This window comes from Sinorhizobium fredii USDA 205, assembly GCF_001461695.1.
GTDB lineage: Bacteria > Pseudomonadota > Alphaproteobacteria > Rhizobiales > Rhizobiaceae > Sinorhizobium > Sinorhizobium fredii.
In genome coordinates, this window is sequence record NZ_AUTC01000145.1 from 39,204 (window position 1) to 65,027 (window position 25,824).

Sequence of the window (25,824 nt, forward strand, 5' to 3'; positions counted from 1 at the left end):
GGAAAGGGTGATAGATGACCCCGTATCTGGTGCTGTTTGCCGCAGGATTTGCCGGCAGTTTCCACTGCATCGGCATGTGTGGTGGGTTCGCTTGCGCGCTCGGCCGCGATGGACGTGGCCAAGGCGGCACGGTCCTGCGGCACCTCCTCTATAACACGGGTCGACTGACCACCTATTGCTTCCTCGGCGCCTTGGCCGGAGCTTTCGGCCAGATGATCTGCACCTCCGCAGATTTTTCCGCGACGTTGCCGCTGGCGGAACCCATTGACTTCGCTCAGCGTGCCCTCGCGATCGTCGCGGGACTTCTGATGATCATGATCGCTCTCCAGTTTTTTGGCCTGCTCGGGACGCTTCACCGGCTGACGGCGGGGCTTGGCGGTAGCCTGTTCGCCGCGACCTTACGCAAGGTTCTGAACGTTCCGGGGCACGCTACCCCCCTCGCCTTCGGCGTCTTCAATGGGTTCCTGCCCTGCCCGCTTGTCTACGCCTTCCTGGCCCAAGCTGCGAGCACGGCTGGAGCAGTTTCCGGCTTCCTTACAATGGCTGCTTTCGGGCTCGGAACTTTCCCGGCGATGTTGATGATGGGAGGTATCGGCGGAGTCCTGGGGCCCGTGTGGCGACGGCGCGGCGTCTGGCTAGCCGGTTCGTTTATTCTGCTGCTCGGACTGACGACGCTTGGCCGTGGCGTCCTGCCTGCCGGCATGCTTCATGGAGACCACCTGCTATGAGCCTCCAGGGCGAAGGGTTCTGCGACCATTGCCTGCTTCCGCTCGGCCGACGACCATTGCAGCGGATGCTGAATGGAACGGAGAGAAGCTTCTGCTGCTATGGCTGCTGCATCGCCTATCAGGTCCGGGAAGGCAGAGGCGAGGACGCCGAAGCGGCGTGGCTTCTGATCCGGCTCGGCGTCGCTGCCTTCCTCTCCATGAATATCATGCTTGTGAGCCTGTTTCTCTACATGGGTGTATTTTCCGGCGCCGATGCTCGCCTCCTTCCATGGGTTCATGGCCTGCTCTTCGCCTTCGCGACGCCCGCGGTGGTCCTCCTCGGCCAACCTTTCCTCCAGGAAACGGTCCAGCACGCGGCGGCCGGTCGCCTGAATTCATCGTCGCTAGTCGTCGTTGGGGTGGCGTCGGCCTATTTCTATTCCGTCTTTGCCATGTTCAATGGCGCGCATGTCTATTTCGACACGGCGTCCATGGTGTTGCTGCTGTTCACGCTTGGCCGCTATCTCGAGGCCGCTGGACGGGCTAGAGCCTCCCGCGATCTCGAGCCTCTGCTGGCAGCAGAGAGCGAGATCGCGACCGTAGTGCTTGACGGCGTGGAGACGCGCCGCTCTGTGCGTGACGTGATGCCCGGCATGCTCGTTCGGGTGCTGCCCGGAGACCGTATTCCCGTCGACGGCGTAATTTCCGAGGGAGAATCGAATGTCGACGAGTCGGTGATCACGGGTGAAAGCCGGTCGGTCCACAAGGCGCCCGGCACGCCGGTGATTGCCGGCAGCGTCAATTTCGATGGCCCGCTGCTCATCCGCAGCAGTGGTGCCGGAAGCAACACCCGATGGGCTCGGATCTGTCGATCTGTTCGCGATGCTCTCTCGCACCGCAGTCCGACTCAACGGATCGCCGACCGCGTCGTCGCGATCTCCGTGCCCATTGTGCTCGCCCTGAGCGGCCTGACGGCGGTTTACTGGGCTCAATCTCAGCCCATCGACCAGGCGCTGCTAATCGGACTGGCAGTCCTCGTCGTCGCCTGCCCATGCGCGGTCGGGCTCGCGGCCCCCCTCGCAACGACGCTTGGCATCGGACGGCTGGCGCGCTGCGGTTGCCTCGTCCGTGACCCCGGCGTGCTGGAGGCCCTGGCCGGACTTCGATGCGTGGCCTTCGACAAGACCGGCACATTGACGGTGGGCAGGCCGACTGTGGTCGACATTGAGCGGGACGGTGTGGAGACGGAAGACGTGCTGGCGCGCGCAAGCGGTCTGGAACAGTATTCCGAACATGCCCTGGCACGAGCCGTCACCGCGGCCGCGAAGCTCCGAGGTATTCGGCCGGCTCCGGCGCAGGATATTCGCATCGTGCCCGGCCGAGGCATTCTGGGCACGTTCGGTGGCGAGCCGATGGCGGCCGGCAACGAATTGCTGATGAGCGACCTCGGATGGCCGCTTTCATCGCATTTACGCGCGCGGGCCTGCGCGATCGAGGCCGACGGCCATTCGCTCATCGATGTCGGTTGGGGCGGTCGTGTTCAAGCGCTGCTCTCGCTCGACGACACGCCGCGGCCCGAGGCATCCGCGGCTGTTGCCGGGCTCGAAAGCCGCGGGATGCACCTGGTGCTCCTGACCGGCGATCTGCAGGAACCGGCCCGGCGCATCGCGGCGGTCGTTGGCATTGGCCAGGTTGAAGCTCGCCTTTCACCGGAAGCGAAACGGCAAGTCTTGCACCGCCTGCGGAAGGAACGGGCCGCTGTGGCCATGGTCGGCGACGGCCTCAATGACGGCCCTGTGCTGGCGGACGCCGATGTCGGCATTGCCGTCGGTTCGGCCACCGCTCTCGCCCGCGAAACTGCCGCACTCGTCTTGCCCGACGGCGGGCTTTGGATGTTGCCCTGGGTCGTCGACGTGGCCCGTGCGGTTCGCCGAACCATTCTCACCAATCTCCTCTGGGCGTTCGGCTACAATCTCATTGCATTGACCGCCGCGGCCCTCGGATTTCTGCAGCCGATCCTCGCGGCGGCCGTCATGGCCGGATCGAGCGTACTCGTGGTGATGAATTCGATGCGGCTCCAGCAGTTGCCCGACCCGGATCCATCGGAAATCGCTGGTCGGCAAGCGCAAGCATTCCATCAGGAGCCTTCGCCGAACACATCCGCCGTGAAGGCCGAATACCAGCCGACCGCTTGATGGGCTGTGCGACGGCGAACCTCGGCGCTCTCGCCCACCTTGCTGATGAACGTTTCGACCGTTTTTATCTTTCCGCCCTCGGGCGTGAAGGTGATGGCATTGGTGAAAGCGTCGTCAGGCGCCAGAAACGTGTAGCACGAATTGAACAGGTGCGACGGAAACTGCTGCGAGCCCGTGAGTGAGGCCGCAATCGCGAAGGCGCATGCCTTGGCTTGGCTGTTGGTGGAAAATGCCGACTTCGGCATGTCGCCGCCGATGATCGAGTCGCCTACGACATGGATGCCGCGCTGGAGCGTCGACTCGAAGGTCACGGGATCGACCGGGCACCAGCCAGACGCGTCGGTGAGTTCGGTCTTCTCAGCGATCGCTCCGGCCTTTTGTGCCGGGATGATATTCGCGACGGCCGCCTTGAACGTCTCGCCTTCAGTCACCACCGATCGCGCTGCGACATCGACGATCTTGACTGCCCCGGTGAATTGCCGAGGCAGCCATTCGATCATCCCTGGATAGTGGCGGCCCCAGGCCTCCTGGAACAGTTCCTGACCGGAAAAGCGGTCCTTGGCATCAAGGATGAGGATCTTCGACCTCGGCTTGAACTGTTTGAAATAATAGGCGACGAGCGAGGCACGTTCGTACGGCGCCGGTGGGCAGCGGAACGGATCTGGAGGCGCGACGATCACGAACACGCCCCCATCCTCCATGCTTTCGAGCTGTCGTCGCAGCAGCTCGCTCTGTGGCCCGGCATTCCAGGCATGCGGCATGATTTCTGCAGCCGACGCGTCGTAATTGCGGATCTCGCCGGATTTGAAGGCGATACCCGCGGCGACCACCAGCCGGTCATAGGCCAACCTCACGCCGTCCCGAAGCGTGACTGTCTTGGTGCCGGGATCGACCCCTGTTGCGGCCTGATGGATTACCTTGAGGCCATGGCGTTCGGTCAGTACCTCGAACCCGAAGGTCAGGGAGGCGAGCGAACGAAGTCCGGCGAGATAGAGATTGCTGAAGAAGCAGGTGACGTATCGGCGTTTCGTCTCGATGAGGGTCACGTCCATCGTTTTCAGGTCGCCGAGATACCGCGCCACCGTCGCGCCGCCGATGCCGCCGCCGATGACCACGACGCGCGGCTTGTTCTGGCTTCGCGCAACGTGCGGTGCGGCTGCCGCCGCCAAAACGCCTCCGGCCATGCTACAGATCTGCCGGCGCGTCCAGTTCGTCATGGCGGGTCTCGATGCCGGACGTTTGCGGCAAGGTGGCGCGCCACGGCCCCTATTTCCTCTTCTGACAGCGACAGCGCGACCGCATGCATCACATGACTCGAACTTTCGCTGGCTCGGTAGTTGTGCATGAACTTGATGATGGTCTGCTCGTCAAGCGAGGTGATCGGCGGAATAGCATGGCCGCGGCCGCTCGGATCGTGGCAGGATGCACAGGCGGCAGCGATCTGGGCGCCATGGCTCGCATCTGCGGCCACCGAACCTCCAGGAAAAAGGAGTGCGAGCGAAAGCGAGAGTCTCAGGAGAGAATGGATTTGATGTTTGGTTTCCCCATTTGCGGACAAGACACTCTCGGTCATCTGATCCCGCGTCATACTAGGTGACCACTATCTCGTGAGACAGCGAATAGATGGCGCCGCCGTCTTCCTGCCAGATAAATTCGAGCCGTCCGCTTTCCGTAGCGCGAAGGTAGAACTCCAGGAACGGATTGGCCGCGACGGCCTCGTGTAAATCGGCCCGGAACACCTCGACGCTGCCGTAGCGGCAAACAAAACCGTTGATGATCTTGCGCGGGATGACCTGGCCCGTGCTATCGGTGCGCAGTCCCGTTTCCATCTCGTGCTGAATAATGGCCTTGATCGGAAACACTTCGTGCCTGGACACGGAGCCAGGAACCATCACGCGAGGAACAGGAGTGGTCACCTTACCTCCCATCACAACTTAGAGACAGCCATTGGTGGCGACAGTCACCCAGGCCTTTGCCATCAGCAGGCTACCGTCGCTCATCTCGGCAAGCGCCACGACATGTTGCGGGGCAGCCAGGCGAACGCGCGTCGAGACGCGAGGGAGGCTACGCTCCGGAACAAAATGGAACTGAACCACTTCGACGAGTGGGTTTTTAGGAGCGAACACCCGCAAGGACTTGACGTGGTCGGACTTCGTCATCGGGCTGTCGATCGAGATGTCCATAGGCACCGTATAGCCAGTCGAGAACTCCGCCGGCATCACGAGGCGAAGTCGATCCGAAGGCGTCGCCGCCCGACCGGTCAGACGCCAGACGAAGTCCTGCACCCCATCCGCTGCCTGCATACGCTTCGGCGCCAACAGGGCAAGTGCGCATGCTGCGGTCCCGATTGTGCGGGTCAACATATGGCGGCGCGTCAAACTCATCGTTCTGTCTCCGGCGCCTTGCGGGGATCGCGTGCATCCCTTCAATGAGGTAGCGATCCTTCAAACAACAGCAAGGGTGCCATCGCGCGGTTCTCGGAAAAAGAGTACACCCTGTCCCGTGCCGCGTAAATCGTTTGCAATGCAAGGGTTTGTCACGCTTACATCGAAGTATTACCCGCGTCCGCTTTCTCGTCTTAGAGGCGGTGTGAGTCGTTCGTTTGCTTAAACGCAAATAAGCCGCCGCTTGGACGACGGCGGCACTGACGAAAATGCTGCCGGCATCCGCCATAGAGTCAAGCCGAGCAGCGACGTTCACGCGACCTCTAATCGCGCGTCTGAGCGTCGTGCCAAACTGGTTCGAGGATGTAGCGCGAAAGAACTGGACGAGCGCGGCGATGCAATCTGGTGCAACCTGGCCTACACTCATCCTGAATGGTGATTGAAGCGTGCTCCAGCCGACTGCGCCATATTGTCGGCTGCCATTATTTGCTAGGAGTCGATTTGCGAAGAACCTGAACTTCGAAGAGGTCGGCATCCACATATCCTCGCCGTGGGCCTTTCCAGGCGGGCATGGAGAGTTACATATGTGACATCGTCGTGATCTTGGCCGCCATGGTGATCGCACTCCGCAATCTTAGTAAATCCTATGAGACTGCCGAAGGGCGGCTTGAAGTGTTGAGAGGGATCGATCTCGATCTCGGCGCGGGAGACTGCGTTGCCCTGACAGGCGAGTCTGGTAGCGGTAAGAGCACCCTCCTGCATCTCGTAGCCGGCCTAGACCGCCCGGACGCAGGCGAGATCCTGATCGGGGGTCGAGACATCTCCAAGCTGGACGATCGAGGTCGCGCCGCCTACAGGCGAACCGAAGTTGGCCTCGTGTTTCAGCAGTTCAACCTTATCCCCTCACTAGACGTGGCGGCGAACATAGCCTTCCACGCCAAGCTCGCCGGTCGCCACGATTCCGCGTGGGAAAATGAACTCGTGGAGCGCCTCGGAGTCGGAACATTGCTGACGAGATATCCAGAGCAGCTTTCGAGCGGACAGCAGCAGCGAGTGGCAATCGGACGGACCCTTGCCGCACGTCCCGGCTTGGTTCTGGCAGACGAACCCACAGGAAATCTGGACGAGGCTAACGGAGACGCTGTCCTGGATCTGATGTTCTCGCTTTCGAAGGGAACAGGATCGACGCTGCTCATGGTGACGCATTCGCACAGACTCGCGGACAGGCTCGACCGGCAGATCCATTTGCGGTCGGGGAAGATCACATGACGATTTCGACCGTGGCCGCGGCACTCTTGTCCCACTGGCGACGACAGCCGCTACAGCTCGGCGCTCTCATGTTGGGCTTGGCGCTGGCGACTGCCCTGTGGTCCGGGGTGCAGGCGGTCAACGCAGAAGCCCGCGCGAGCTACGCCCGCGCAGCGGCTGCATTGGATCAGAACGGGTTGGCGCACTTGGTTTCTCCAGGCGGGCGCTCGATCCCGCGGGACGCCTTCGTGCGGCTCAGACGCGCGGGTTGGAACGTGTCGCCGGTCCTCGAGGGGGAATATCGGTTCGGAGCCACCCGGCTGAGGGTGATCGGCATCGAGCCTCTGACGATGCCAGCAGAGACGCGGACCGTCGATCTGGCGAATGCCGGGGACTTGCTTTCCTTCATCTCGCCTCCGGGTACGATGGTTGTCTCTCCTGAAACAGCGGAGAAAATACGAGGGCAGACTGACCTCGCATTGCGTGTTTCGGATCGGATGCCGGATGGGGCAGCCTTCGTCGATATCGGCTTGGCAGAGCGGCTATTAAGAAGAGACGGCGAACTCACTCGGATTGTGATCGCCGAGAACCAACGTCCCGGTCTGGAGCCACTCGGAACGTTTGCCCCGGCGCTCTCAGTTCGCGAGCCGACTGCGCAAAGCGATATCGAGCATCTTACCGAGAGCTTCCATCTCAATCTGACGGCCTTCGGTTTTCTCGCCTTTGCGGTGGGGCTGTTCATCGTGTACTCGACGATCGGCCTCGCCTTCGAGCAGCGGCGCCCGACCTTCAGAACGCTTCGGTGCCTTGGAGTTTCGTTGAGCGCGCTTGCGGTTTTGCTGCTCGCCGAGCTTGTCCTTTTCGCCCTCGCCGCCGGGGCGGCCGGAGTCATCGTCGGATATCTGGTCGCGTCGCTGCTACTGCCCGGAGTCGCCGCAACCCTCGAAGGACTCTACGGAGCCAGCGTCCCCGGCACGCTTTCCCTACGTCCGGAGTGGTGGCTCTCGGGCTTTGCCATCGCGGTGGCCGGAACATTGGTCTCATCGACACAGAGCCTGGTGCGCTTGATGCGGGTGCCTTTGCTCGCGGCGGCCCAGCCTCAGAAGTGGGGGCGGTCGTCGCGGACCGGACGGCGATTTCAGGCGCTGGCCGCAGCGGCTTTGCTAGGCCTCTCGGGAGCACTTATTCTATGGGCTGATGGACTTCAGGCGGGCTTTGGCGTCCTTGGCTGTCTTCTGCTCGGCGCATCGCTACTTCTCCCGGCCGTGCTCTCCGGATTCCTCACCTTGATGCAGCGGGCGTCTTCGGGTGCGCTCATCATGTGGTTCTGGGCCGATGCGCGCCAACAGCTCCCCGGGCTTTCCCTTGCCCTCATGGCATTGCTTCTTGCGCTGGCGGCAAACGTAGGCGTCGGAACCATGGTGTCGAGCTTCCGTCTCACTTTCGTGGGCTGGCTCGACCAACGCCTCGCTGCGGAGCTTTACGTCGCCGCCCGGAACGAACTCGAGGCAGACCGGCTCAGGGCGTGGCTCGCAACGAAGGTGGAATCGGTGCTGCCGATCTCCAGCGTGGACACCGAGATCCGGGGGCAACCGATGCAGATCTTCGGTGTTGTTGACGATCCGACCTACCGGAAGCACTGGCCGCTGATCGTTGGCTTGCCCGATGTCTGGGATCGGGTGGCTTCCGGTGAAGGAGTATTGGTCAACGAACAGTTCTGGAGGCGGGAGCGGCTCCGCATCGGCGATCAGCTGGATCTGGCCAGCGACTGGAAGTCGACCGTTGTCGGCGCCTATTCGGATTACGGAAACCCAAAGGGCCAGGTCATCGCCGGAATAGACGCCCTGACCTCTCGGTACCCGCAAGTCTCGCGCCTGCGCTACGGTCTGCGGGTCCAGCCTGATCAGGTTGCAGACCTGCGGTCGAGCCTCTCGGACGAATTCGGACTACCACCGGACAACATCGTCGATCAAGCGGCACTGAAGGAACAGTCACGGCGGATCTTCGATCGCACGTTTTTGGTGACTGGCGCGCTGAACACACTCACGCTTGGAGTTGCAGCATTGGCTATGTTCTTGAGCCTCCTCACGCTTACGGAAATGCGCCTCCCGCAGCTTGCGCCAGTTTGGGCGATGGGGGTCACAAGGCGCGATCTCGCCATTCTTGAGATTCTAAGGACCCTGGTGCTCTGGCTGGCAACATTTACTACCGCTTTACCCCTCGGCCTGGCGCTGGCGTGGGTGCTTCTCGCGGTGGTGAATGTCGAAGCCTTCGGCTGGCGTGTGCCAATGCATATCTTTCCTTACGAGTGGGTCCGGCTCGGCCTCGTCGCGCTCGCCGCTGCGGTCGTTTCCATGTTGATCCCGCTTCGTAGGCTGGCGGGACTCGCGCCGTCGGAACTTCTCAAGGTATTCGCCAATGAGCGTTAGATCGATTGCGATCACTTTTGCGGTGATGACCATGGCCAGCTTGTCCGGAAGCCAAGCGGCCTCCCAGGGTTTTGGTGGCCTCGGCGCGGCGGCTGAAGGGTTTTCGGTGCCGCAGCCCGGCCTGCTGTTCCGTTTCCCCGACGACCACGGCGCACATCCGGATTTCCGAATAGAGTGGTGGTATCTCACGGCAAATCTTGAAGCTGCGGACGGAACTCAATACGGAGCGCAGTGGACCCTTTTCCGGTCAGCGCTTGCTCCAAGGGAGGCCAAAGGGTGGGCGAGCCCACAGATTTGGATGGGTCACGCAGCCGTCACCACTTCCCAAGACCACTTCGTGGCAGAACGTATTTCACGCGGGGGAGTAGGGCAGGCTGGGGTCGTGGCGGAACCTTTCTCGGCCTGGATCGACGACTGGCAGATGAAGGGGGGTGCCGCCCCAGGAGCGGATCAACTGGCCGAACTTACTCTGCACGCGACAGCAAAGGACTTCGGCTATGAACTCCGCCTATCGGCCACGGGCCCGCTGGTGCCCCATGGCAATAACGGCTATTCGGTGAAATCGGCGCAGGGACAGGCCAGCTACTACTATTCGCAACCGTTCTACGCGGCAACCGGCTCGCTTGCGCTACCCACTGGGAATGTCGACGTGACCGGAAAGGCTTGGCTTGATCGCGAATGGTCCACACAGCCACTCGCTGAAGACCAGACGGGCTGGGACTGGTTCTCGCTGCATCTGGATTCAGGGGAGAAGCTCATGGGATTCCGTCTCAGAGACAAAGGAGAGGGGTTCACCTCGGCGACGTGGATCACCGCCGACGGGCGGCCGGAGCCCTTGCCCGCGGGAGCTCTCCAGATCGTCCCCGTCCGAACCGCCAAGGTCGCAGGCCGTCAAATTCCCGTCTCTTGGAATCTCCGTATCCCCAGCCACGGCTTTGACGTCACAACCGAGCCTTTGAACGACCAAGCATGGATGGCAACGTCCATACCGTACTGGGAGGGCCCGATCAGCTTCGGCGGCACCGTCGGCGGGAGGGGGTATCTGGAGATGACTGGGTACTAAATTAGCTGAACGGCCTGACAAGCAGGAAGGTACCCTCGGTGTCGCTCTGGCAGATGGGATGGTTGCCGCCCTTCCCGCCGGCATCGAAAGTGCCATCCGCGGCGCAGCCTTCTTTGCCTACCCGCCAAGTACATGATCGATCTCGGCCACGCGATCATCGTCGACGTCGAACCAACAACCGCCATTCGCCAGGCTGAAGTGACCGCCGCCAAGCGGATGATTGAGCGCTCGCGAGAAGAGTTCGGCCTTTGTCCGGCCCGGCTGGCGGCCCACAGCTGGTACGGGTCGGCTGAGATGCTCGGTTGGCTCGTGCACATTCCGGTCTTTGACAAGTCGGCTGCGACATCTGCGCGATCGGGCATGAGAATTACGTGCTAGGCGTCGAGCAGATGGCAGAGACGGCCGGCGAGCTCGAGTACATAGGTGAAAAAGTTCGGCGATCGGGACGACTTGTAACGGGAGATCGCCACCACCTTCCGTCGCGATCCAGGCTCGAGCGAGCTCTCGTGCCGAATATCAGACATTCAACTACACATTCACGGCCATCTGCCGCCCTACCCTAGTCCTTTATCCACGCCGAAAACGCATCCGGCAGCACGTTCGACCCGCAGATCACCGCTACCACACGCTTGCCGCGGTAACGCGAGGGGTCTTCCAGGATCGCCGCGATGCCGAGAGCGGCCGAGGGCTCGACCACGAGGCCGGCGTGCCGATGCAGCAAGCGCATGCCCGCCTTGATGCTTGCTTCCTCGACGAGCGGCACTTGATCGGCGACGGCGAGTAGGTCCTGAAGGACCACCGCGATCGGGAAGCGGCCGGCGACGCCGTCGGCGATCGTGTCGGTGCGATCGGTGGTGACGACCGATCGCGCCCGCCAAGACAGAGCCAAGGCGGGTGCTCCGCTGGGTTGGATGCACACCACCTCCGTTGTGGGCGACAAGCTCTTGAAGACGTGGCCGACGCCGGTGGCGAGCGCGCCGCCGCCGAGTGCGAGCAGGATCGTGTCGATGCGGGCGTACCCTTCGATGAGCTCCAGCCCGATTGTGCCCGCGGCCTCGCAGGTGTCGAGGTTTTCGCTGTCCTCTACGAGTAAAGCATTGTCGCTGGCCGCGATCTCGCGGGCGCGTTGTCGCGCCTCCTCAATGTCGCCCTCGACCAGGTCGACGGCGGCTCCGAGCCGACGAATGCGATCGATCTTCGCGGGATTGGCGCTTGTCGCCGCCACCACGGTTACGCCAATTCCGCGTGCCCGGCCACTATGTGCGAGCGCCTGCCCAAGATTGCCGGCGCTGGCGCAGACCGCGGCTTTGGGATCCGGGCTGCTTGCCAGACGGGACATAATGACCTCGGTCCCTCGTCCCTTGAAGCATCTGATCGGGTTTGCGGTCTCAAGTTTGATGACGACTTCGCATCCCAACACGTCGCCAAGAGCGGGACAAGCGAATTGGGGCGTGTCGCGAAACACTGATGAAATTTGTCCCCTAGTCGCAAGGATGCGGTCGAGGTCGAGCCTGGTATCTGGTTGCCTGACTTCAAGGTATGCTGCGGATCTTTCACCGACAGATCGCATGGGATAGTCCTTTGACATTGTGTTGCGGTTGAGTGGGCGTGCGTTATAGCGCATACTCGGGATGCGCGCTATAACGCACAATGCGAGGTCTAAATGAAGTCCATTAGTCCCGTTGGAACGGGGAAGCTATTGAAGTCCATCAGGCACGAGCTCGGGTGGAGTCTGGATCAGACCGCAGAACAGACGGGGGTCAGCAAGGCAATGCTGGGCCAGATCGAGCGTGGCGAATCCACGCCGACTGTTGCGACGCTTTGGAAGATCGCGACGGGCTTACGAGTTCCGATGACCACCCTGCTTGAGCCGGAACGCGAAGAAGGCGGTGTCTTGCTTTTGCGTGACGCCAGTAGTCTCCGGGTGCGCCCGTCGCAGGAAGGGATGCAGCGCGCCTTGTTGTTCCCTTATGAGGCCCGATTCGGTTTCGAACTATACGAGCTAACCTTCGCACCTGACTTTGAGAGTATCTCAGAGCCGCATGACATCGGGGTTGTTGAACATGTGACCGTCCTGCGCGGCGAGGTCGAATTGCTGGTCGAAGAAGATTGGAGGCTGCTCAAGGAGGGGCAGTCGCTTCGGTTTTCTGCCGACCGCCGCCACGGCTACCGCAATCGGACGGAGAGCGAGGCTGTTGTCATGGACCTAATCCACTATCGGTTCATTCCGCAGAACGTAGCGGGCCGCGAAACGCAGGAGGGTTCCTGATCAGAGAATACCGGACGATCCGGTCGCTCACCGCCTGGTCGAACGCCAATGCCTAGTCGGTAACGTCTGGGCGTCATCATTGAGCCACATGCTCGACTTCCCCGACCGGAGAGGCCCATTCAGAATCCACCTTTGCCTATGTCAGCGTCTCCAACCACTGGGCAGATCACCGAGAATCAGATTCAGGAAATCGAGGCCGCCGGCTTTCAGGTTGAGCCACGCCGGATCGTCACCGAAGATGTCAAGGAGTTGGCGAGTGGGGCGAATGAAACTGATCAACGCTGCGGAGGCGCAGAACCCGGCGGTGCTCCGCGAAACCTTCATCAGGATGTTCCTGGCCGGGGACTGAAGCCGCTTCTAGCGCCAGTAACTCCGCCCGCTGTCGACTGACGATCGGCCCATGATATAGCCGATCGCGAATGCGAGGGCGACTGTAAGTGCGAAGCCAGTTGCGGTGTAGGGGTGATCCGCGGCGCCGACCACGACAGCGTTCGCTTCGCGGCTTACTGCGTCGGTGGCTGTCTTCGCTGCCTTTCGGACACCAGTGGGCGGTTCGGTCGGCGTCCCGGTGAAGCCGGCGCTCAGTTCGTCGTTGGCCATGTTGTTTCTCCTTTGGGAAAGGAAGAACCGACGACGGGCGGAGAGGTTCCGGATATCGGTGCACCGACCCCGAATGCCGCATCGCTTTCGGCCGCTTCAGGTCGACTAGACTGATCTGTGTGTTTTTCCGGCTCAATGCGTTGATCCGGCATGACCCTCAATAAAGCCGCCCGATCAGCCGCCGCCAAACCCGATGGAGGCGCGCATTGAGCCGTGCGTCGCGATGCTGGTCGAAAAGCCACCGACGGGGCAATGGCCGTTTGAGGTGCAGCGTGCGGGATACCGCCTCGCGGTTCACGGCGTACAACTAGGTCGGCCGCAGCGCTCTCGCCGTCTCCAGAAACGTGACCAGCGCCCGGCGGGCGCTACGCGGCTTCCACACCATTGCAAGATCCCAGGTGAGATCATCCGGCATTCCCGCTAGTGGCACCATCGCCACACCGTCCACCCGCATCGAACGCGCCCCTTCGGGCACAAAGGCCACGCCCATACCCGCCGCGACCAGGCTCAAGATCGTGTGCATCTGGCGCGCCTCCTGGCTGACACGCGGAACGAAACCGGCCTGCCGGCAGGCACTTATCAGCCGGCCGTGGAGCGTTGGCCCCTGCATATACGGAAAGAGCACGAAAGACTCTTTCGAGAGTTCGGACAGGTCGACGGGGCGCCGCGTGGCCAAGGGGTTTGAAAGTGGAACCGCGAGGCAGAAGCGGTCTCGATCAATCAACTCGATCTCGAGCCCTGCCACCGTCTTCAGGGGCGGTGTGACGAAACCCACGTCAATCGAGCCGTCCAACAATCCTTCGAGTTGCGCGTCGGTCGACCGTTCATCCAAACGGATGTCCACCGCCGGGAACCGTTGGCGGTGGATGCGGAGCACCGCTGGCAGTACGCGGTAGAGTGCCGCGCTCGTGAAGGTTACCGTGATCTCAGCCAGGTCCTCCGATGCGGCGCGCCGCGCCACGCGTATGCTTTCGTCCGCCTGCTGCAGGGTGCGTCGCGTCTCCGTCAGAAATACATGGCCCGCGGGAGTAAGTTCGACCCGTCGTTGCGTGCGGGCGAAGAGGGCAAAGCCGAGCGCGGCTTCAAGGCGTTTGATTGACTGCGAGAGTGGCGGCTGGGCCATGTGGAGACGGACGGCTGCCCTGCCGAAGTGGAGTTCTTCCGCGACGGCCACGAAGTGGCGCAAGTGATGCAGATCGATGGCCATATCGCTCCCGTCTCAATAATCTGCCGATTGATATTGGATTCAATCGCGAAGAGGTGCCAAGTCAAGAGCTGACAGCAGCAAAACAGGAACTCCAAATGCGCTCGCAGCCAATGATCCCGCGCCTAAGCAGGACGGTCCTCATCGGGGCCATTCTTCTTGGTGGTACCGCCCATGCAGCGATCACGCGGCAGGACTTTACCGTGACCAGCGATAGGCAGGACAAGGAGTGCAAGCGCGGCGACCGGCAACTTTCTAGCGAGACCCAGGACACGGAGGTCGAGTACCGCGATGCCGCCGAACAGAAGGGCGATCCCGAGCATGTGAAGCAGGTTCACGACGGGAAATGGCCACACTCCCTTGCGCATCCAGGCGCTGGGGGGAAGGCTCTCCAGATAAACAAGCATGGCCTCCATGATCCATTCTCAGCGAACCGCTTTCACGTTGGCGGGCTGCGCGAGCGTTCGGGTCACCTCGGCGAGGAGCCTGCTGCGACCGCGCTCCGGCCTGTCAAGATGAACGAAATGTGTTGCGTCGGAGATTGTGACTGTGCGCACGCTTGCAGCCTGTCTCAAATCCTGCGCCAGCGTTGTGACGTCCTCCGGTCGGCTCCAGAAATCATTCTCCGAGCGGATCACCAGCACATGCGACGTAATCGAAGCGGCATCCCACAGCTTGCGTCCCGCAGCGAGCTCGAAGGAATCGGCCATCGCACCCGACGGGGCTCTGAACGAGGGCGGGTTGCGGCTGATAGAGGTCGGATCAGAGGCAACCGCCGCGGCTTGATAGGCCTCGGCCACCCTCGGATCGCGCCAGGCGGCCTTGTCCTCGACCGGAATCGAGCGGTCCCACGATGGCAGCAGGGAGGCAGCGGTGTTCAGGCGGTAAGCCCCGAATCGCTCGACATTGAACTGGCCGGGGCTATTCGGATTGGCCATGTCAGAGCCCGGCCCCAGGGTTTTGTGGCCGGAGTGCGTACCGTAAAGGCTGTTGTAGATCACGAGATGGCTCACCTCGTCGGAGTTCTGGCTTGAATACATGCCCGCCCAGTGACCGCCGGTGGCCCAGCCCAAGAGTGCAACTTTCGACACACCGGTTCTCGCCAGTACGACCTCGACGACGGCGGCAATGTCGCGAACCACTGCGTCGGATCGTGCGAGGGGTTGTCCGTCCTGGCTGCCGTCTTGCCCGTCCCGGCTTGAGCCACCGTAGCCGCGCGCATCCATGATGAAGACACGATGCCCGGCCCGGACCAAGTCGGCTGCGAGCGAGCCTCCCTCCGCCGGAAGATCAAAAGAAGCAATGCCCGGCACTCGCGCGCCGTGAAGCAGCACAACCGGCGGCTTGCCTGGCTGGAGGTTGTTATCGCTCACCTCCCGGACCGCCAGCTCGACTTCCGGATCGCCCGCCCCGGCACAGACCGCCGCGTTCGCATCGTTGGCGCTTTGGGCCGGCGTCATGATTGCGGGCGCCTCATGGCTTATTTCTGAAGGAAACGTACAATGAACTTCCGTTCGCTCATCCTCGGCTTCCTAGCCGCTCTCGGCTTTGTTTGCTCCGTCCACGCCCACCATGGTTGGGGCGGCTATGACACGGGCCGACCACTTTATCTTGAGGGGACAGTGACAAAGGTCCACTGGCGAAACCCTCATCCCGAATTAGTGATTGAGGTGGCCGCCACCCCACCGCGAGCGGATCCCGCCAACGTCCCCGTCCCGCCCGAATTGGAAAGCATTGGTTTCCGCGATGTGCTCGCCAAAGCCCAGGCGCCGGAACATGGAGGGCGCTATACCCTCGACCTCGCTCCGATTGGGCGGCTGGCGAATTGGGGCATGAGTGCGGCCCCGCGCCGCGGCGAGAGGATAATCGCGGTCGCCTTCCCCTCGTGCAGCGAAGCTGGTTCAGTCCGCCCGGCCGTCATTGTGCTAGCAAATGGGGGCGCCGTGCGGCAGCAGTCCGTCGATCTGCCGGCTGGCTGTAGCGGTGCCCCTCGCGGTTGACCGCTGCGTTTGTCTGGGCGCGGCTCGGGCCAATATGCCGCGCCATCGATGAATGGCCGTCACGCTGTTTGAACTGCAGCATTTACAGAATGCCCCCTTCGTCGGCTCTCTTCGGTACCATGAGGGCCTTGGCCCCGGCGGCAATGCTGCGCCGCAACCAGATATGACGTGGCTCGTCCTGATGGCGCGCATGCCAGAGAAGGTTCATCGTAACGCTGCCAAGATCGAGCGGTGGAGTCAGCGCAACGAACCGACCCATCCCCGCTGCCGTCCGCGCCAGAATCGACGGTAGAGTCATAATCAGATCTGACTGAGCGGCGATCTCGACTGCGGTCAGGAAGCCCGGCACACGGACGCGCACCCGCCGCTCGCGGCCCATCCTGGCGAGCGCCATATCGACGGGCGCCAGCCCCTTGCCGGTGACGCTCACGACGATATGCTCCAGCTCCAAGTAACGGTTCAGGGTGAGCTTCCTGCTTGCCGCGGGATGTCCGGTGCGCATCAGCGTGACGAAGGTGTCACCATAGAGGCCCCGTCGGCAGATTCCTGACGGCGCCTCGTCGATCGCGCCGATCACCGCATCCACGGCGTCGTTCTCTAGCGCTTCAATGACCGCAGGCCCCGGTGCCACGATGTCTAGGTCGAGTCCCGGCGCCTCGATGGCGAGCCGGGCAAGCAGATGAGGCGCCAGCGCGGCAGTCTCGAGGTCCAGCATGAGCAGCCGCACGTTGCCGGTCGCGGCTGCCGGATCGAAGGGGTTCGCCTCCAGCATGTGGCCGATTTGTGCGAGAGTTCTACGCAGCGTTGGTCGAATCTCTTCGGCCAGCGTCGTCGGCATGTAGCCACCCCGCCCTTCTACCAGCAGGCCATCGCCGAACAGCTTGCGCAGGCGCGCCAGGGCCCGGCTCACGGCTGGTTGGCTCATGCCGAGGCGGCTGGCGGCGCGCGTAACACTCCTTTCCTCAAGGAGCGCCTCAAGCACCACGAGCAGATTCAGGTCAGTCCGACGTAAATTCACTTCACGCATAACGACTATATAGCGCATGCATTGGACGCATGAAATGCCGACCGCTATTTCAACCTGGATCGAAACGTTCACGAAACTTCTGGAGGTCAGGATGATGCATGTGGTCTTTGGAGCAGGCGGCAGAGCTGGCGGCGAAACAGCACGTGCGCTGATTGAGCGTGGTGCGCACGTGCGGGTCGTAGTTCGCCGTCCGGAGCAGGGTGAACCATGGAAGGTGCTGGGTGCCGAGGTTGCCATCGCCAACCTCTACAATGCGGAGCACGTCTCTCGGGCCCTGGAGGGGGCGGCGGCTGCGTTCCTCCTGAGCCCGCCGCCTCAGGACGGTGATCCGTTCGCACAGGCGGCAGAGCTTGGCAAAGCTCTTGCCGAAGCAGTACGGCGCACAAACCTTGCCAAGATGGTTGTCCTTTCATCGATTGGTGCGCAGCATGCCTCCGACACCGGCGTCATCGCCACACTCCACGAAATCGAGGCTGCGCTTGCCGGTGCCGCGCACGCCACAGCTTTTCTTCGCAGTGGCTATTTCATCGAAACCTGGTCGGAGGTCGCTGAAACCGTCATCTCGGAACGCATTCTGCCGTCGTTCCTGAACCTCGATCAGAAAATCCCTATGGTTAGCACCATAGATGTCGGAGAGGCGGCTGCTCTGCTCATGGCCGAGAAGTGGGAGGGCACGCGAATCGTGGAACTCGGTGGACAAGAGGATTGGAGCGCCCGCGATGTGGCGACCGCCTTTGCGGAATCTCTTGGCCGCCCGATCGAGCCGGTATTCCTGCCATCGGAGCAGCGACTCGAGGTTCTGACCGAGGCGGGTGTCACGCCAGAAGTCGCCACAGTTCTGCTTGGCATGTACGAAGGCATCGCGCGTGGTCGCTTCACCCGCCAGGAGTACAACGAGCAATGGCGCGGCTCGACACCTTTGGCAGCCGCGGTCAAGCGTATGTTGATAGAGCTACACGCTGCCACATAGACCACCGCGCGTTCGCTCAACCGAAAAGCCATGAAGAAAATGAGGCCTACATAATCTTGTCTGTTCGCGGGAACCTAACCTCGTGAACTGAAAGTGAGCTCCCACTTCCGGGACCCGTTATGGACATACGACAACGAGCAAGTTAGGCCACATTCGGAGCCTGCGAGAGCAATCGCATTCCCTTGCGCCAGCCTTCGAAATGTTCCGGTCCGTCGGCCTGCATGCCGGTGTGATTGAGGATGATCTGCACGTCCGGGAAATCGCGCGCGAGTTCGAGGAGCTCTTCCATCTGCCAGTAATAGAGCTGGAGATCGAAGCTCAGTCCGCGTTTGGCGAGTTCACGGAATCCCCGCCGCCATTCGGTCGTCCGGCTTACCTCCGCCTCGGTCAAGTAGGTCTTGGCCGGATTCTTTTGGAAGTTCATGGACTGGCGGATGCCGCGGAAGTTCGCATATTGCTTGTGCTCGTCGATAAGATCGCCCACGTCCGGCTTCCGCAAGTCTGCGTAGCCGACGATCCCGTGCGGAAATCCGTACCTGTCCGCCACGCCCTGCAGCCAGCCTGTCTCACCAGCCGGATCCTTCGGATCATGACCGCCACCTTTCGCCGCCCCTCCGCTTCGCTGCGAACTGCACCGGCAGGATCCCGGAAGACGATTTCGCCGTCATCTTGGAGGCCGAGCCCGTGATGACGCGGATCAAAGTGGATTTGCCCGCGCCGTTTCCTCCGAGGAGCGCGTGGACTTCGCCGCGGGCAACCGAGAAATCGACACCCTTGAGAACGGAAGTAGCGCCGTAGGCCTTGGTCAGCCCTTTGACCGATACGACGAATTGTTGTGCGTCCGCCATCACGCTTCTCCTGTCAGTAGATCGTTAGGCTGGGGATGAAGCTGACGCCGAGCAGCAGAAGCATCGCCATGCCGAAGAATGGCCACAGCTCCCGCGTCGTTGCTCCGAGCGGTGCCTTGGCGATCGACGATGAGATGAAGAGTGTTGTGCCGATCGGCGGTGTGTAGAGGCCGATCCCGAGATTGATGACCATCATCAGGCCAAGTTGTACACGGTCGAGACCGATCGCGTCCGCCAGCGGCACGAAGATTGGGCCGAGCAGCAGGATTGCTGGTGGCATGTCGAGCGGCATGCCGACAATCAGCATCAGGATGTTCATCAACAGGATGATGAGGATGGGGCTCGAGATGTTGCTCGCCACCCATGCCGCCATCTGCTGCGGCGCCTGGTCGAAGGTCAGGACCCAGCCGACAGCAGCGCTCCCCATGATGACAAGCATGACCACGCCGGTCGCAGCGCCGGCCTCGACCACATTCTCGCAGAACCTCGCCCAGGTCAGGTCGCGGTAAAACAAAAGGCTCAGCAACAGGGAGTATACGACCGACAGCACGGCCACTTCGGTTGGGGTCGCGAGGCCGAAGCGCAGGAACAGAACGACCAGGACAGGCAACAGAATTGCAGGAAAGCTCTTGAGCGCGAGCATTGCCAGCTCGCTCTTCTTCACCTTCACGGCCTGGGCGTCGTATCCACGTCGAAGCGACACGAACCAGCAGACGAAGACGAAGCTCGCCGCCATGATGAGGCCGGGCAGGATCCCCGCCAGGAACAGGTTGCCGACGCTGACACCGCTGATGAGCGAATAGAGGATCATCGGGATCGACGGCGGGATGAGCACGTCGATGACCGCCGAGGTCGCATTGTTCGCGGCGCAGAGCGCCGGCGGATAACCCTGCCTCTTCTGCCACGGAATGAGCACCGATCCGAGCGCACTGGCATTCGCAACAGCCGAGCCCGATACCCCGCCAAATACGACCGAGGAGACGACGGTCGTCGATAACGGGCCACCGCGCCACCGCTGCATCGCCTTTGACGCAAGCGCCAGGAGCTGCCGGCCGAGTTCCCCTCCGAGCATTAGCGTCCCCGCCAGCATGAAAAATGGCAGCGCCAGCATCGGGAAGGACTGGGTCTGGTCGAAAACCTGCTGCGCGACGACGGAGAGCGGCACGTAGCCATTGAAAAGCACACCGACGCCCGCCGCAATAATGAGCGCGTAGCCCACCGGCACTGCCAGTACCATGAGAATGCAGAACGAGATGATCATTATCAGCGTCATAGCGGCATCTCCTCTGCCCCGACCTTGGTCCGCTGTTCCCAGCCGAAACGAAGCACCCTCACCGCAACGGAGACCGTGACGATAGCGACGAGGAAGGCGCCGACAGCCAGCGAGTAGTATCCGACGCTGTTTGGCAGTTGCAGCACGGGACTGTGTTCCACGCCTGCGATCTCCGCGACGACCATTGCCTGATAGCTGAGCACCAGGAAAGCCGAGGCGCTGACCGCGCTGGCGAGCACGAAGGCGGCAATACGAAGCCGCTGTCCTAGCTTATCGTAGAGCCATTCGACGGCCATGTGTCCGCCGACGTGTGCGGCCAGCACGATTCCTGCCAGAATGAACCAGGGGAAGATCAGCATCGGCAGCTCCTGCGCGGAGGAGAAGCCGCCGCCGCTCAGGGTGTAGCGGGCGATCACATTGCCCGTGGTGACGAGGGTGAGCGCGATCCCGCTCGCTATTACGACGAGGCGGGACAGCCGCACGATGACCTTCTCGACGACGTCGACGAGCTGCAACAGCATAAGCATGGCGAGGCTCCGGCTAGGCGAGGACGGTTACGCCCGCGCCTCCGCTTCGATCTGGCTGACGAAATCGCCGAACGGCTTCTTCTTCCAGATTTCGGCAACGGGAGCCGTCGCCTTCACGAACGCCTCGCGATCGACCTCGGCGACTTCAACATTTGCGTTGCTCTTGAAGGCGGCCAGGACCTCCGAAGCCTTCTCGGCGGAGAGTTTTCGCTGCAGGTCGCCGGCCTCCTTGGCCGCGGCCTTCACCGCTTCGAGGTCACCTCCGAGTCGCGCCTCGGCGATCTTCGACATCAGAAACGGTGTCGACTCCCACTTGTGCGCGGTCAGGCTGATGTAGCGGTTGACCTCGTAGAGCTTCGAGCTCTCGATGTTGGCGAGCGGATTCTCCTGCCCGTCGACGACGCCCTGCTGCAGGGCGATGTAGAGCTCTCCAAACGCGATCTGCTCCGTGGTCGCGCCGAGCGACTCAAAAATGTCGATGGTCATCGGATCCGCCGGCGTGCGTATCTTCATGCCTGCTACATCGGCGGGCGCGACGACCTTGCGCTTCGAATTGGTGAGATGGCGGATGCCGTTGTCCCACCAGTCGAGCGGAACGACGCCGACCGCCTCGAAACGCTTGTTGAGCTCCTGTCCGACGGCGCCGTTGAGAAGCTTCATCGCCTTCTCGGTGCTCTCGAACAGGAAGGGCAAACCGAGGGCCGCCAGCTCCGGCACCAGAGCCGAGGTGGCGCCCTGGCTGTTTGCCGTGAAGTCCAGAGCACCCGTGCGCAAGCTCGTCAACATGGCCGCATCGCTGCCAAGCGTCTCGGCCCCCGCGACATTGATCTTCACGCGCCCCGACGTCTTCTCGGCCACTAGTTCTGCAAACTTCGCGGCTGCAACGGTTCGTGGATTGCCGGGCGCGGCACCATGACCGAGCGTCAATGTGGTCTCGGCCCTGGCGGGGCGAATGGTGCTGATAAGCGCGGGCGCAGCAAGCGCTGCCACCGCCGATGCGAGAAACGTACGTCTATGAAGTTGCAAGCTCATTGTCTCCTCCTCAAGTGCTTACATTTTGAAGGCGATCCAGCTCCTCCAAGCCGGATCTCCACTATTCGTCGAGCCAACCTTTGATCGCTGACACCACCTTGCCCGTGGAAAGCCCATACTGGTCGTGCAGCGTCGGCAGGGCGCCCGCCTCCAGGAACTGATCAGGCAGTGCGATTTGGCGGAAGGCTGCGGGGCGAACGTCCGAGCGCATGAGCGTGGCGGCGATGGCCTCGCCGAGTCCGCCGATGAGCGTGTGGTTCTCGGCGACGACAACCAGGCGGCCAGCTCTTCTGCACTCCGCGAGGATCGTCGCCTCGTCGAGCGGCTTGATGGTGGGAACGTGCAGCACGGCTGCGTCCACGCCGTTCCTCTGGAGTTGCTTGGCGGCTTCGAGAGCCCGCATCGTCATCAGGCCCGACGAAATGATCAGTGTATCCCGCCCATCCCGGATCAACTTCGCGTTGCCGAGCTCGAACTGGTAGCCGTACTCGTCGAGGACGAGCGGGACGTTGCCGCGCAGCAGCCGCATGTAGACCGGCCCCTTGTGGGCGGCGATCGCCGGCACTGCTTGCTCGATCTCGTGCGCATCGCAAGGATCGATGATCGTCAGGTTCGGCATGCCGCGGAACATCGCTATGTCCTCGCTTGCCTGATGGCTCGGCCCGTAGCCGGTCGTGAGGCCGGGAAGCGCGCAGACGATCTTTACGTCCAGCATCTCCTCGGCGATCGCGAGGCAGATGAAGTCGTAGGCGCGACGGGAGGCAAAAACCGCATAGGTGGTGACCCACGGCTGGAAACCTTCCCGCGCCATGCCGGCCGCTGCCATCATCAGGAGCTGCTCGGCCATCCCCATCTGGTAGAACCGGTCGGGATGGGCGGCGCGGAAGATGTGCAAGTCGGTGTACTTCGCCAGGTCGGCGGAAAGACCGACGATGCGAGGGTCTCTGTCAGCAATCGCCGCGAGCGTGTGTCCGAAGGGCGCCGGTTTCGTCGGCTGGTCGGGCCCGGCAATCGACGCTATCATCGCTGAAGTGGTAAGCCGCGGCCTGTCGCCGTTATTCAGCAAGTGCTCCGGCCGAATGTATTTGGAACGCCTCATGCCACGGCTCCCGCATCGATGATTTTCAGGGCTTCCGCCCATTCATGCGGCTCGACCCGCAGAAAGTGATTGCGCTCGCGCGCCTCCAGGAACGGCACACCCTTCGCCATCTTCGTGTCGCAGATGATCAACCGTGGTTTGGGCGCGTCTTGGTGCCGGGCGGCATCGAAAGCCTTCACCAGAGCGTCTATGTCGTTGCCGTCGACGCGCTGCACGAACCAGCCGAAGGACTCGAACTTCGGCGCGAGCGGCTCGAAGTTCATCACGCCGAGAGAGGGCCCGTCGGCTTGCATCTGATTGACGTCGACTATGCCGATCAGGTTGTCGAGCTTGTAGGAACCGGCCGACATCGCCGCTTCCCAAGTCGAGCCCTCGTCCAGCTCGCCGTCCGAGAAGAGATTGTAGACGAACGACTTGGAACCCTTGCGCTTCAAAGCCAGGCATATCCCAACCGCGATGCCAAGCCCGTGACCGAGCGAACCGCCGGTGATCTCCATGCCGGGCGTATAGGCGGCCATGCCGGACATCGGCAGCCGGCTTTCATCCGTGCCATAAGTCTCGAGTTCGTCTTCGGGAATGATCTTCGCCTCGATCAAGGCAGCATAAAGCGCGATAGCGTAGTGGCCGATCGAGAGCAGGAACCGGTCGCGGCCTTCCCACTCGGGATCCTCAGGGCGATAGCTGGTGGCGTGGAAGTAGGACACGGCCAGCACGTCGGCGACCCCGAGCGCCTGCGCGATATAGCCTTGGCCCTGGACCTCGCCCATACGTAGCGCGTTGCGGCGGATGCGCCTTGCGCGCTCGCTCAAGCTCACATTATGACCAATCTCGGCCATTCCTACCTTCCTTCCGACTTTTGATGGAGGCCTTGTCAGGAGCTCAGTGAATCAGCATTCCGCCGTTGACGTCGATTACGGCGCCGGTGACATAGGCCGACAGGTCCGAGGCGAGGAACAGATAGATGTTGGCAACGTCGCGTGCCTCACCGAGCCTGTTCAACGGGATGCCCCTGATGATGTCAGCCCGCATTTCCTCGGAGAGCTTGCCGCCCGTGATATCGGTCTGGATGAGGCCTGGGGTTACTGAATTGACCCGAATGCCTGCCGGGCCGAATTCGCGTGCCATCGCCTTCGCGAGGCCAAGAACGCCGGCTTTGGCCGCCGAGTAGTGCGGTCCCCCGAAGATACCGCCGCCACGCTGCGCGGAGACCGACGACATGCAGGCAATCGAGCCGCCCCCGTTGTCGCGCATGTTCGGAATGAAAGACTGGCTGAGGTTCAGGACCCCGGTCATGTTGACCGCGACGATGCGCTGCCAATCCTGCTCTGAAATATCAAGCGTCTTTACCGGCTGCGTGACGCCTGCGTTGTTGATGAGCACGTCGACCGCGCCAAACGCCCCGATGGCCGCCTCAGCCGCTGAATTGCACGACGCCCGGTCCGTGACGTCGCAGCCGAGACCAATGTGATTGCCGTGCTCAACCGGTGCCAGGGTCGACGCCGCTTCGCTGGCGGCCTCGGCATCGATGTCCAGAATGGCCACCCTGGCGCCATTCTCCGCAAATAGCTCGGCTGTAGCACGGCCGATGCCGCGCCTGCTTGCCGCGCCCGAAATGACCGCTGCCTTTCCTCGCAGTAGCATACAGATCTCCTCCCGAAGCCTCTGGTCCTCTTCGTCCGCATGGCGGTCCGCCGCTTCGATGGGAGAGAATTGAATGAACAAGCGGTTCGCTTCAAACGCCAAGTTTACATCGGTAGATGACTCTGCTTCACTAATCCGATGCTGAACATGATTTCGCTTTCCGCCATGCGCATCTTCGAGTCGGCCGCCCGTCTTGGCTCCTTTCGAGCGGCGGCGGAGGAACTCAGGCTTTCGCCGAGTGCCGTCAGCCATGCGATAATGCGACTGGAGCGCGATCTCGGCACCAGTCTTTTCGAGCGGACAACGCGCAACGTCGAACTGACGCTGGCCGGGCACACGCTGCTCACCCATGCTTCCAATGCCTTTGAGGAACTTCGCCGTGGTGTTGAACTCATTTCATCCAAGAAAGCGCAGTTGCTTCGCGTTCATTGCGCGCCTAGTTTTGCCGCTCAGGTGCTGTCACCGCGCCTGCCGCTATTCCTGAAAGAAAACCCCGGCATTGAAGTGAGGTTCGCCGCCAGCACGAACTATGCCCGTTTCGTGGACGGTCTTTTTGATGCGGACATCGTCTATGGCGAGCCTCTGGATCGCGAGGACCTCATCGTTATTCCCCTCGGAGAGGAGATCGTGGCTCCCCTCTGTTCGCCGGAGATGGCCAAGGAACTCAAATCGCCTCGCGACCTCCTGTGTTTCCCTCTGATACGCAGCGATCTCAAACGCATCCAGTGGATCGACTGGTTCGAGGCAAACAATCTCGGACCGCCGCCCCCGCCAACAATGAGTTTCGACAGAAGCTTCCTTGCGGTGGATGCCGCCGCTAACGGGTTGGGTGTCGCACTTGAATCGGACGTGCTGGCGCGCCGTGAATTGGACAACGGAAAACTGATGCGGCCCTTCGCAGGCAGGTGTCGTGACACTCGCTACATCGGGCACTACCTGGCCTATCCGAAATCAGGCAGCCAACGCCGTTTGGCAAGGATTTTCGCCGACTGGCTTACGAGGATTATGCAATCTGGCAATTGATTGCCGCCATGATGTTCAAATGCAATGGCGCATTAGTCCTTGGACAGGTTGGCATACAGTGATCGCGACTTAGGTGCCGCCTGACGATTAGGCCGCCTTAATCAAGGCAAACGCAGCGCGACGGTCGCTTGCGCGGCGCTTCGGATGTCCGGCTGTGGTCGTGGAAGGCAGTCGTCCCGCGCGTTCCCCAGTTGACTTGCGCTGTCCAACCGAAAGTCGCCGCCCGAACTATCATCAATCCGCTTGAAGGTTGAGCGCTGCAGTGGGGTGGCTTTGGGAGCAAGG

Annotated in this window: 28 protein-coding genes and 3 pseudogenes; 11 read left to right on the top strand and 20 right to left on the bottom strand. The window is 62.0% G+C overall.

Annotated elements, in window-relative coordinates:
* Nucleotides 1-14 precede the first annotated feature (14 nt).
* Both N181_RS18220 and N181_RS18225 read left to right on the top strand, forming a co-directional pair.
* Nucleotides 15-728, top strand: a complete 714-nt coding sequence (locus N181_RS18220) for a sulfite exporter TauE/SafE family protein (protein WP_037400172.1) — start codon at nt 15-17, stop codon at nt 726-728.
* The gene (locus tag N181_RS18225; protein WP_050994703.1) at nt 725-2,902 is read left to right on the top strand and encodes a heavy metal translocating P-type ATPase; all 2,178 of its coding nucleotides are present in this window, start codon (nt 725-727) and stop codon (nt 2,900-2,902) included. Before N181_RS18220 ends, N181_RS18225 begins: the two co-directional genes overlap by 4 nt.
* Here the strand turns inward: N181_RS18225 and N181_RS18230 are convergent.
* The 4 genes from N181_RS18230 to N181_RS18245 are packed head-to-tail and all read right to left on the bottom strand — an operon-like array spanning nt 2,845 to nt 5,286.
* A complete protein-coding gene (locus tag N181_RS18230) occupies nt 2,845-4,119 on the bottom strand; it encodes an NAD(P)/FAD-dependent oxidoreductase (protein ID WP_060563642.1) in 1,275 nt (424 codons plus the stop codon). The genes N181_RS18225 and N181_RS18230 overlap by 58 nt on opposite strands.
* Entirely contained in the window at nt 4,116-4,475 is a 360-nt protein-coding gene (locus tag N181_RS18235) for a c-type cytochrome (protein ID WP_234885954.1), read from the bottom strand. The genes N181_RS18230 and N181_RS18235 overlap by 4 nt, the downstream gene beginning before the upstream one ends.
* A gap of 16 nt (nt 4,476-4,491) precedes the next feature.
* On the bottom strand, nt 4,492-4,818 hold the full coding sequence (gene soxZ, locus N181_RS18240; protein ID WP_234885955.1) for a thiosulfate oxidation carrier complex protein SoxZ: 327 nt from the start codon (nt 4,816-4,818) through the stop codon (nt 4,492-4,494).
* Nucleotides 4,819-4,836: 18 nt separating this feature from the next.
* On the bottom strand, nt 4,837-5,286 hold the full coding sequence (locus N181_RS18245) for a thiosulfate oxidation carrier protein SoxY (protein WP_037434356.1): 450 nt from the start codon (nt 5,284-5,286) through the stop codon (nt 4,837-4,839).
* 612 nt (nt 5,287-5,898) lie between these two features.
* Between N181_RS18245 and N181_RS18250 the strand changes: the two genes are divergently transcribed.
* The 4 genes and pseudogenes from N181_RS18250 to N181_RS18265 form a co-directional block, all read left to right on the top strand.
* Entirely contained in the window at nt 5,899-6,555 is a 657-nt protein-coding gene (locus tag N181_RS18250) for an ABC transporter ATP-binding protein (RefSeq protein WP_037400160.1), read from the top strand.
* Nucleotides 6,552-8,963: an ABC transporter permease gene (locus N181_RS18255; RefSeq protein ID WP_080579197.1), complete on the top strand. Its 2,412-nt coding sequence runs from the start codon at nt 6,552-6,554 to the stop codon at nt 8,961-8,963. Before N181_RS18250 ends, N181_RS18255 begins: the two co-directional genes overlap by 4 nt.
* A complete protein-coding gene (locus N181_RS18260) occupies nt 8,953-10,026 on the top strand; it encodes a lipocalin-like domain-containing protein (protein WP_037400143.1) in 1,074 nt (357 codons plus the stop codon). The genes N181_RS18255 and N181_RS18260 overlap by 11 nt, the downstream gene beginning before the upstream one ends.
* A 91-nt stretch (nt 10,027-10,117) precedes the next feature.
* Nucleotides 10,118-10,362: pseudogene (locus tag N181_RS18265) on the top strand (IS5/IS1182 family transposase); the annotation flags it as partial.
* A gap of 38 nt (nt 10,363-10,400) precedes the next feature.
* Here N181_RS18265 and N181_RS33260 read toward each other — a convergent pair.
* A complete protein-coding gene (locus tag N181_RS33260) occupies nt 10,401-10,550 on the bottom strand; it encodes a hypothetical protein (protein WP_153451303.1) in 150 nt (49 codons plus the stop codon).
* A gap of 35 nt (nt 10,551-10,585) precedes the next feature.
* A complete protein-coding gene (locus N181_RS18270; RefSeq protein ID WP_050994708.1) occupies nt 10,586-11,596 on the bottom strand; it encodes a threonine ammonia-lyase in 1,011 nt (336 codons plus the stop codon).
* A 129-nt stretch (nt 11,597-11,725) separates the two neighbouring features.
* Here N181_RS18270 and N181_RS18275 point away from each other — a divergent pair, with 129 nt between their 5' ends.
* Nucleotides 11,726-12,295 carry a helix-turn-helix domain-containing protein gene (locus N181_RS18275; RefSeq protein WP_240533479.1) on the top strand — a complete coding sequence of 190 codons (570 nt, stop codon included), beginning with the start codon at nt 11,726-11,728 and terminating at the stop codon, nt 12,293-12,295.
* A 128-nt stretch (nt 12,296-12,423) separates the two neighbouring features.
* A pseudogene (locus N181_RS34850) lies at nt 12,424-12,583 on the top strand (recombinase family protein); the annotation flags it as partial.
* 69 nt (nt 12,584-12,652) lie between these two features.
* On the opposite strand, the gene N181_RS18285 reads toward N181_RS34850, so the two are convergent.
* The 4 genes from N181_RS18285 to N181_RS18300 form a co-directional block, all read right to left on the bottom strand.
* Entirely contained in the window at nt 12,653-12,895 is a 243-nt protein-coding gene (locus N181_RS18285; protein WP_037434358.1) for a membrane protein, read from the bottom strand.
* A 307-nt stretch (nt 12,896-13,202) separates the two neighbouring features.
* The gene (locus N181_RS18290) at nt 13,203-14,102 is read right to left on the bottom strand and encodes a LysR family transcriptional regulator (RefSeq protein ID WP_050994704.1); all 900 of its coding nucleotides are present in this window, start codon (nt 14,100-14,102) and stop codon (nt 13,203-13,205) included.
* Between the two features lie 122 nt (nt 14,103-14,224).
* On the bottom strand, nt 14,225-14,506 hold the full coding sequence (locus N181_RS18295; RefSeq protein WP_162130047.1) for a hypothetical protein: 282 nt from the start codon (nt 14,504-14,506) through the stop codon (nt 14,225-14,227).
* 18 nt (nt 14,507-14,524) lie between these two features.
* Nucleotides 14,525-15,559: an alpha/beta fold hydrolase gene (locus N181_RS18300; RefSeq protein WP_050994706.1), complete on the bottom strand. Its 1,035-nt coding sequence runs from the start codon at nt 15,557-15,559 to the stop codon at nt 14,525-14,527.
* Between the two features lie 42 nt (nt 15,560-15,601).
* Between N181_RS18300 and N181_RS35560 the strand changes: the two genes are divergently transcribed.
* Nucleotides 15,602-16,099: a DUF6152 family protein gene (locus N181_RS35560; protein ID WP_050994707.1), complete on the top strand. Its 498-nt coding sequence runs from the start codon at nt 15,602-15,604 to the stop codon at nt 16,097-16,099.
* 82 nt (nt 16,100-16,181) lie between these two features.
* Here N181_RS35560 and N181_RS18310 read toward each other — a convergent pair whose 3' ends face one another.
* Nucleotides 16,182-17,126 (bottom strand): LysR family transcriptional regulator, encoded by a 945-nt coding sequence (locus N181_RS18310; protein WP_050994709.1) that lies wholly within the window; start codon nt 17,124-17,126, stop codon nt 16,182-16,184.
* Between the two features lie 94 nt (nt 17,127-17,220).
* On the opposite strand from N181_RS18310, the gene N181_RS18315 reads away from it, so the two are divergent.
* Nucleotides 17,221-18,096 carry an NmrA family NAD(P)-binding protein gene (locus N181_RS18315; protein WP_037434375.1) on the top strand — a complete coding sequence of 292 codons (876 nt, stop codon included), beginning with the start codon at nt 17,221-17,223 and terminating at the stop codon, nt 18,094-18,096.
* A gap of 145 nt (nt 18,097-18,241) precedes the next feature.
* Here N181_RS18315 and N181_RS18320 read toward each other — a convergent pair.
* The 8 genes and pseudogenes from N181_RS18320 to N181_RS18355 all read right to left on the bottom strand — a co-directional run.
* A pseudogene (locus N181_RS18320) lies at nt 18,242-18,691 on the bottom strand (amidohydrolase family protein); the annotation flags it as partial.
* Entirely contained in the window at nt 18,684-18,944 is a 261-nt protein-coding gene (locus N181_RS33775) for an ATP-binding cassette domain-containing protein (protein ID WP_037434359.1), read from the bottom strand. The gene N181_RS33775 and the pseudogene N181_RS18320, both read right to left, overlap by 8 nt.
* A gap of 13 nt (nt 18,945-18,957) precedes the next feature.
* Nucleotides 18,958-20,217 carry a TRAP transporter large permease subunit gene (locus N181_RS18330; RefSeq protein ID WP_037434360.1) on the bottom strand — a complete coding sequence of 420 codons (1,260 nt, stop codon included), beginning with the start codon at nt 20,215-20,217 and terminating at the stop codon, nt 18,958-18,960.
* Nucleotides 20,214-20,744, bottom strand: a complete 531-nt coding sequence (locus N181_RS18335; RefSeq protein ID WP_037434361.1) for a TRAP transporter small permease — start codon at nt 20,742-20,744, stop codon at nt 20,214-20,216. Before N181_RS18335 ends, N181_RS18330 begins: the two co-directional genes overlap by 4 nt.
* 27 nt (nt 20,745-20,771) lie before the next feature.
* Nucleotides 20,772-21,776 (bottom strand): TRAP transporter substrate-binding protein, encoded by a 1,005-nt coding sequence (locus N181_RS18340; RefSeq protein ID WP_037434362.1) that lies wholly within the window; start codon nt 21,774-21,776, stop codon nt 20,772-20,774.
* Nucleotides 21,777-21,837: 61 nt separating this feature from the next.
* The gene (locus tag N181_RS18345) at nt 21,838-22,875 is read right to left on the bottom strand and encodes a transketolase family protein (RefSeq protein ID WP_037434363.1); all 1,038 of its coding nucleotides are present in this window, start codon (nt 22,873-22,875) and stop codon (nt 21,838-21,840) included.
* Nucleotides 22,872-23,711 (bottom strand): transketolase, encoded by an 840-nt coding sequence (locus tag N181_RS18350; RefSeq protein ID WP_037400126.1) that lies wholly within the window; start codon nt 23,709-23,711, stop codon nt 22,872-22,874. The genes N181_RS18345 and N181_RS18350 overlap by 4 nt, the downstream gene beginning before the upstream one ends.
* Before the next feature lie 43 nt (nt 23,712-23,754).
* Nucleotides 23,755-24,516, bottom strand: a complete 762-nt coding sequence (locus tag N181_RS18355; protein ID WP_037434376.1) for an SDR family NAD(P)-dependent oxidoreductase — start codon at nt 24,514-24,516, stop codon at nt 23,755-23,757.
* Between the two features lie 138 nt (nt 24,517-24,654).
* Here N181_RS18355 and N181_RS18360 point away from each other — a divergent pair, with 138 nt between their 5' ends.
* Nucleotides 24,655-25,539 (top strand): LysR substrate-binding domain-containing protein, encoded by an 885-nt coding sequence (locus N181_RS18360; protein WP_037434364.1) that lies wholly within the window; start codon nt 24,655-24,657, stop codon nt 25,537-25,539.
* 101 nt (nt 25,540-25,640) lie between these two features.
* On the opposite strand, the gene N181_RS34290 is transcribed toward N181_RS18360, so the two are convergent.
* Nucleotides 25,641-25,824: hypothetical protein (locus N181_RS34290; RefSeq protein ID WP_210172815.1), on the bottom strand; the 184-nt coding region annotated here is incomplete at its 5' end.

Excerpts from the sequence above, each read along its gene's own strand:
- N181_RS18220 (WP_037400172.1), top strand. The coding sequence starts at position 15 with ATGACCCCGTATCTGGTGCTGTTTGCCGCAGGATTTGCCGGCAGTTTC.
- N181_RS18225 (WP_050994703.1), top strand. The coding sequence starts at position 725 with ATGAGCCTCCAGGGCGAAGGGTTCTGCGACCATTGCCTGCTTCCGCTC.
- N181_RS18230 (WP_060563642.1), bottom strand. The coding sequence starts at position 4,119 with ATGACGAACTGGACGCGCCGGCAGATCTGTAGCATGGCCGGAGGCGTT.
- N181_RS18235 (WP_234885954.1), bottom strand. The coding sequence starts at position 4,475 with ATGACCGAGAGTGTCTTGTCCGCAAATGGGGAAACCAAACATCAAATC.
- N181_RS18245 (WP_037434356.1), bottom strand. The coding sequence starts at position 5,286 with ATGAGTTTGACGCGCCGCCATATGTTGACCCGCACAATCGGGACCGCA.
- N181_RS18250 (WP_037400160.1), top strand. The coding sequence starts at position 5,899 with ATGGTGATCGCACTCCGCAATCTTAGTAAATCCTATGAGACTGCCGAA.
- N181_RS18255 (WP_080579197.1), top strand. The coding sequence starts at position 6,552 with ATGACGATTTCGACCGTGGCCGCGGCACTCTTGTCCCACTGGCGACGA.
- N181_RS18260 (WP_037400143.1), top strand. The coding sequence starts at position 8,953 with ATGAGCGTTAGATCGATTGCGATCACTTTTGCGGTGATGACCATGGCC.
- N181_RS33260 (WP_153451303.1), bottom strand. The coding sequence starts at position 10,550 with ATGTCTGATATTCGGCACGAGAGCTCGCTCGAGCCTGGATCGCGACGG.
- N181_RS18270 (WP_050994708.1), bottom strand. The coding sequence starts at position 11,596 with ATGCGATCTGTCGGTGAAAGATCCGCAGCATACCTTGAAGTCAGGCAA.
- N181_RS18285 (WP_037434358.1), bottom strand. The coding sequence starts at position 12,895 with ATGGCCAACGACGAACTGAGCGCCGGCTTCACCGGGACGCCGACCGAA.
- N181_RS18290 (WP_050994704.1), bottom strand. The coding sequence starts at position 14,102 with ATGGCCATCGATCTGCATCACTTGCGCCACTTCGTGGCCGTCGCGGAA.
- N181_RS18295 (WP_162130047.1), bottom strand. The coding sequence starts at position 14,506 with ATGCTTGTTTATCTGGAGAGCCTTCCCCCCAGCGCCTGGATGCGCAAG.
- N181_RS18300 (WP_050994706.1), bottom strand. The coding sequence starts at position 15,559 with ATGACGCCGGCCCAAAGCGCCAACGATGCGAACGCGGCGGTCTGTGCC.
- N181_RS35560 (WP_050994707.1), top strand. The coding sequence starts at position 15,602 with ATGAACTTCCGTTCGCTCATCCTCGGCTTCCTAGCCGCTCTCGGCTTT.
- N181_RS18310 (WP_050994709.1), bottom strand. The coding sequence starts at position 17,126 with ATGCGTGAAGTGAATTTACGTCGGACTGACCTGAATCTGCTCGTGGTG.
- N181_RS18315 (WP_037434375.1), top strand. The coding sequence starts at position 17,221 with ATGCATGTGGTCTTTGGAGCAGGCGGCAGAGCTGGCGGCGAAACAGCA.
- N181_RS33775 (WP_037434359.1), bottom strand. The coding sequence starts at position 18,944 with ATGGCGGACGCACAACAATTCGTCGTATCGGTCAAAGGGCTGACCAAG.
- N181_RS18330 (WP_037434360.1), bottom strand. The coding sequence starts at position 20,217 with ATGACGCTGATAATGATCATCTCGTTCTGCATTCTCATGGTACTGGCA.
- N181_RS18335 (WP_037434361.1), bottom strand. The coding sequence starts at position 20,744 with ATGCTTATGCTGTTGCAGCTCGTCGACGTCGTCGAGAAGGTCATCGTG.
- N181_RS18340 (WP_037434362.1), bottom strand. The coding sequence starts at position 21,776 with ATGAGCTTGCAACTTCATAGACGTACGTTTCTCGCATCGGCGGTGGCA.
- N181_RS18345 (WP_037434363.1), bottom strand. The coding sequence starts at position 22,875 with ATGAGGCGTTCCAAATACATTCGGCCGGAGCACTTGCTGAATAACGGC.
- N181_RS18350 (WP_037400126.1), bottom strand. The coding sequence starts at position 23,711 with ATGGCCGAGATTGGTCATAATGTGAGCTTGAGCGAGCGCGCAAGGCGC.
- N181_RS18355 (WP_037434376.1), bottom strand. The coding sequence starts at position 24,516 with ATGCTACTGCGAGGAAAGGCAGCGGTCATTTCGGGCGCGGCAAGCAGG.
- N181_RS18360 (WP_037434364.1), top strand. The coding sequence starts at position 24,655 with ATGCTGAACATGATTTCGCTTTCCGCCATGCGCATCTTCGAGTCGGCC.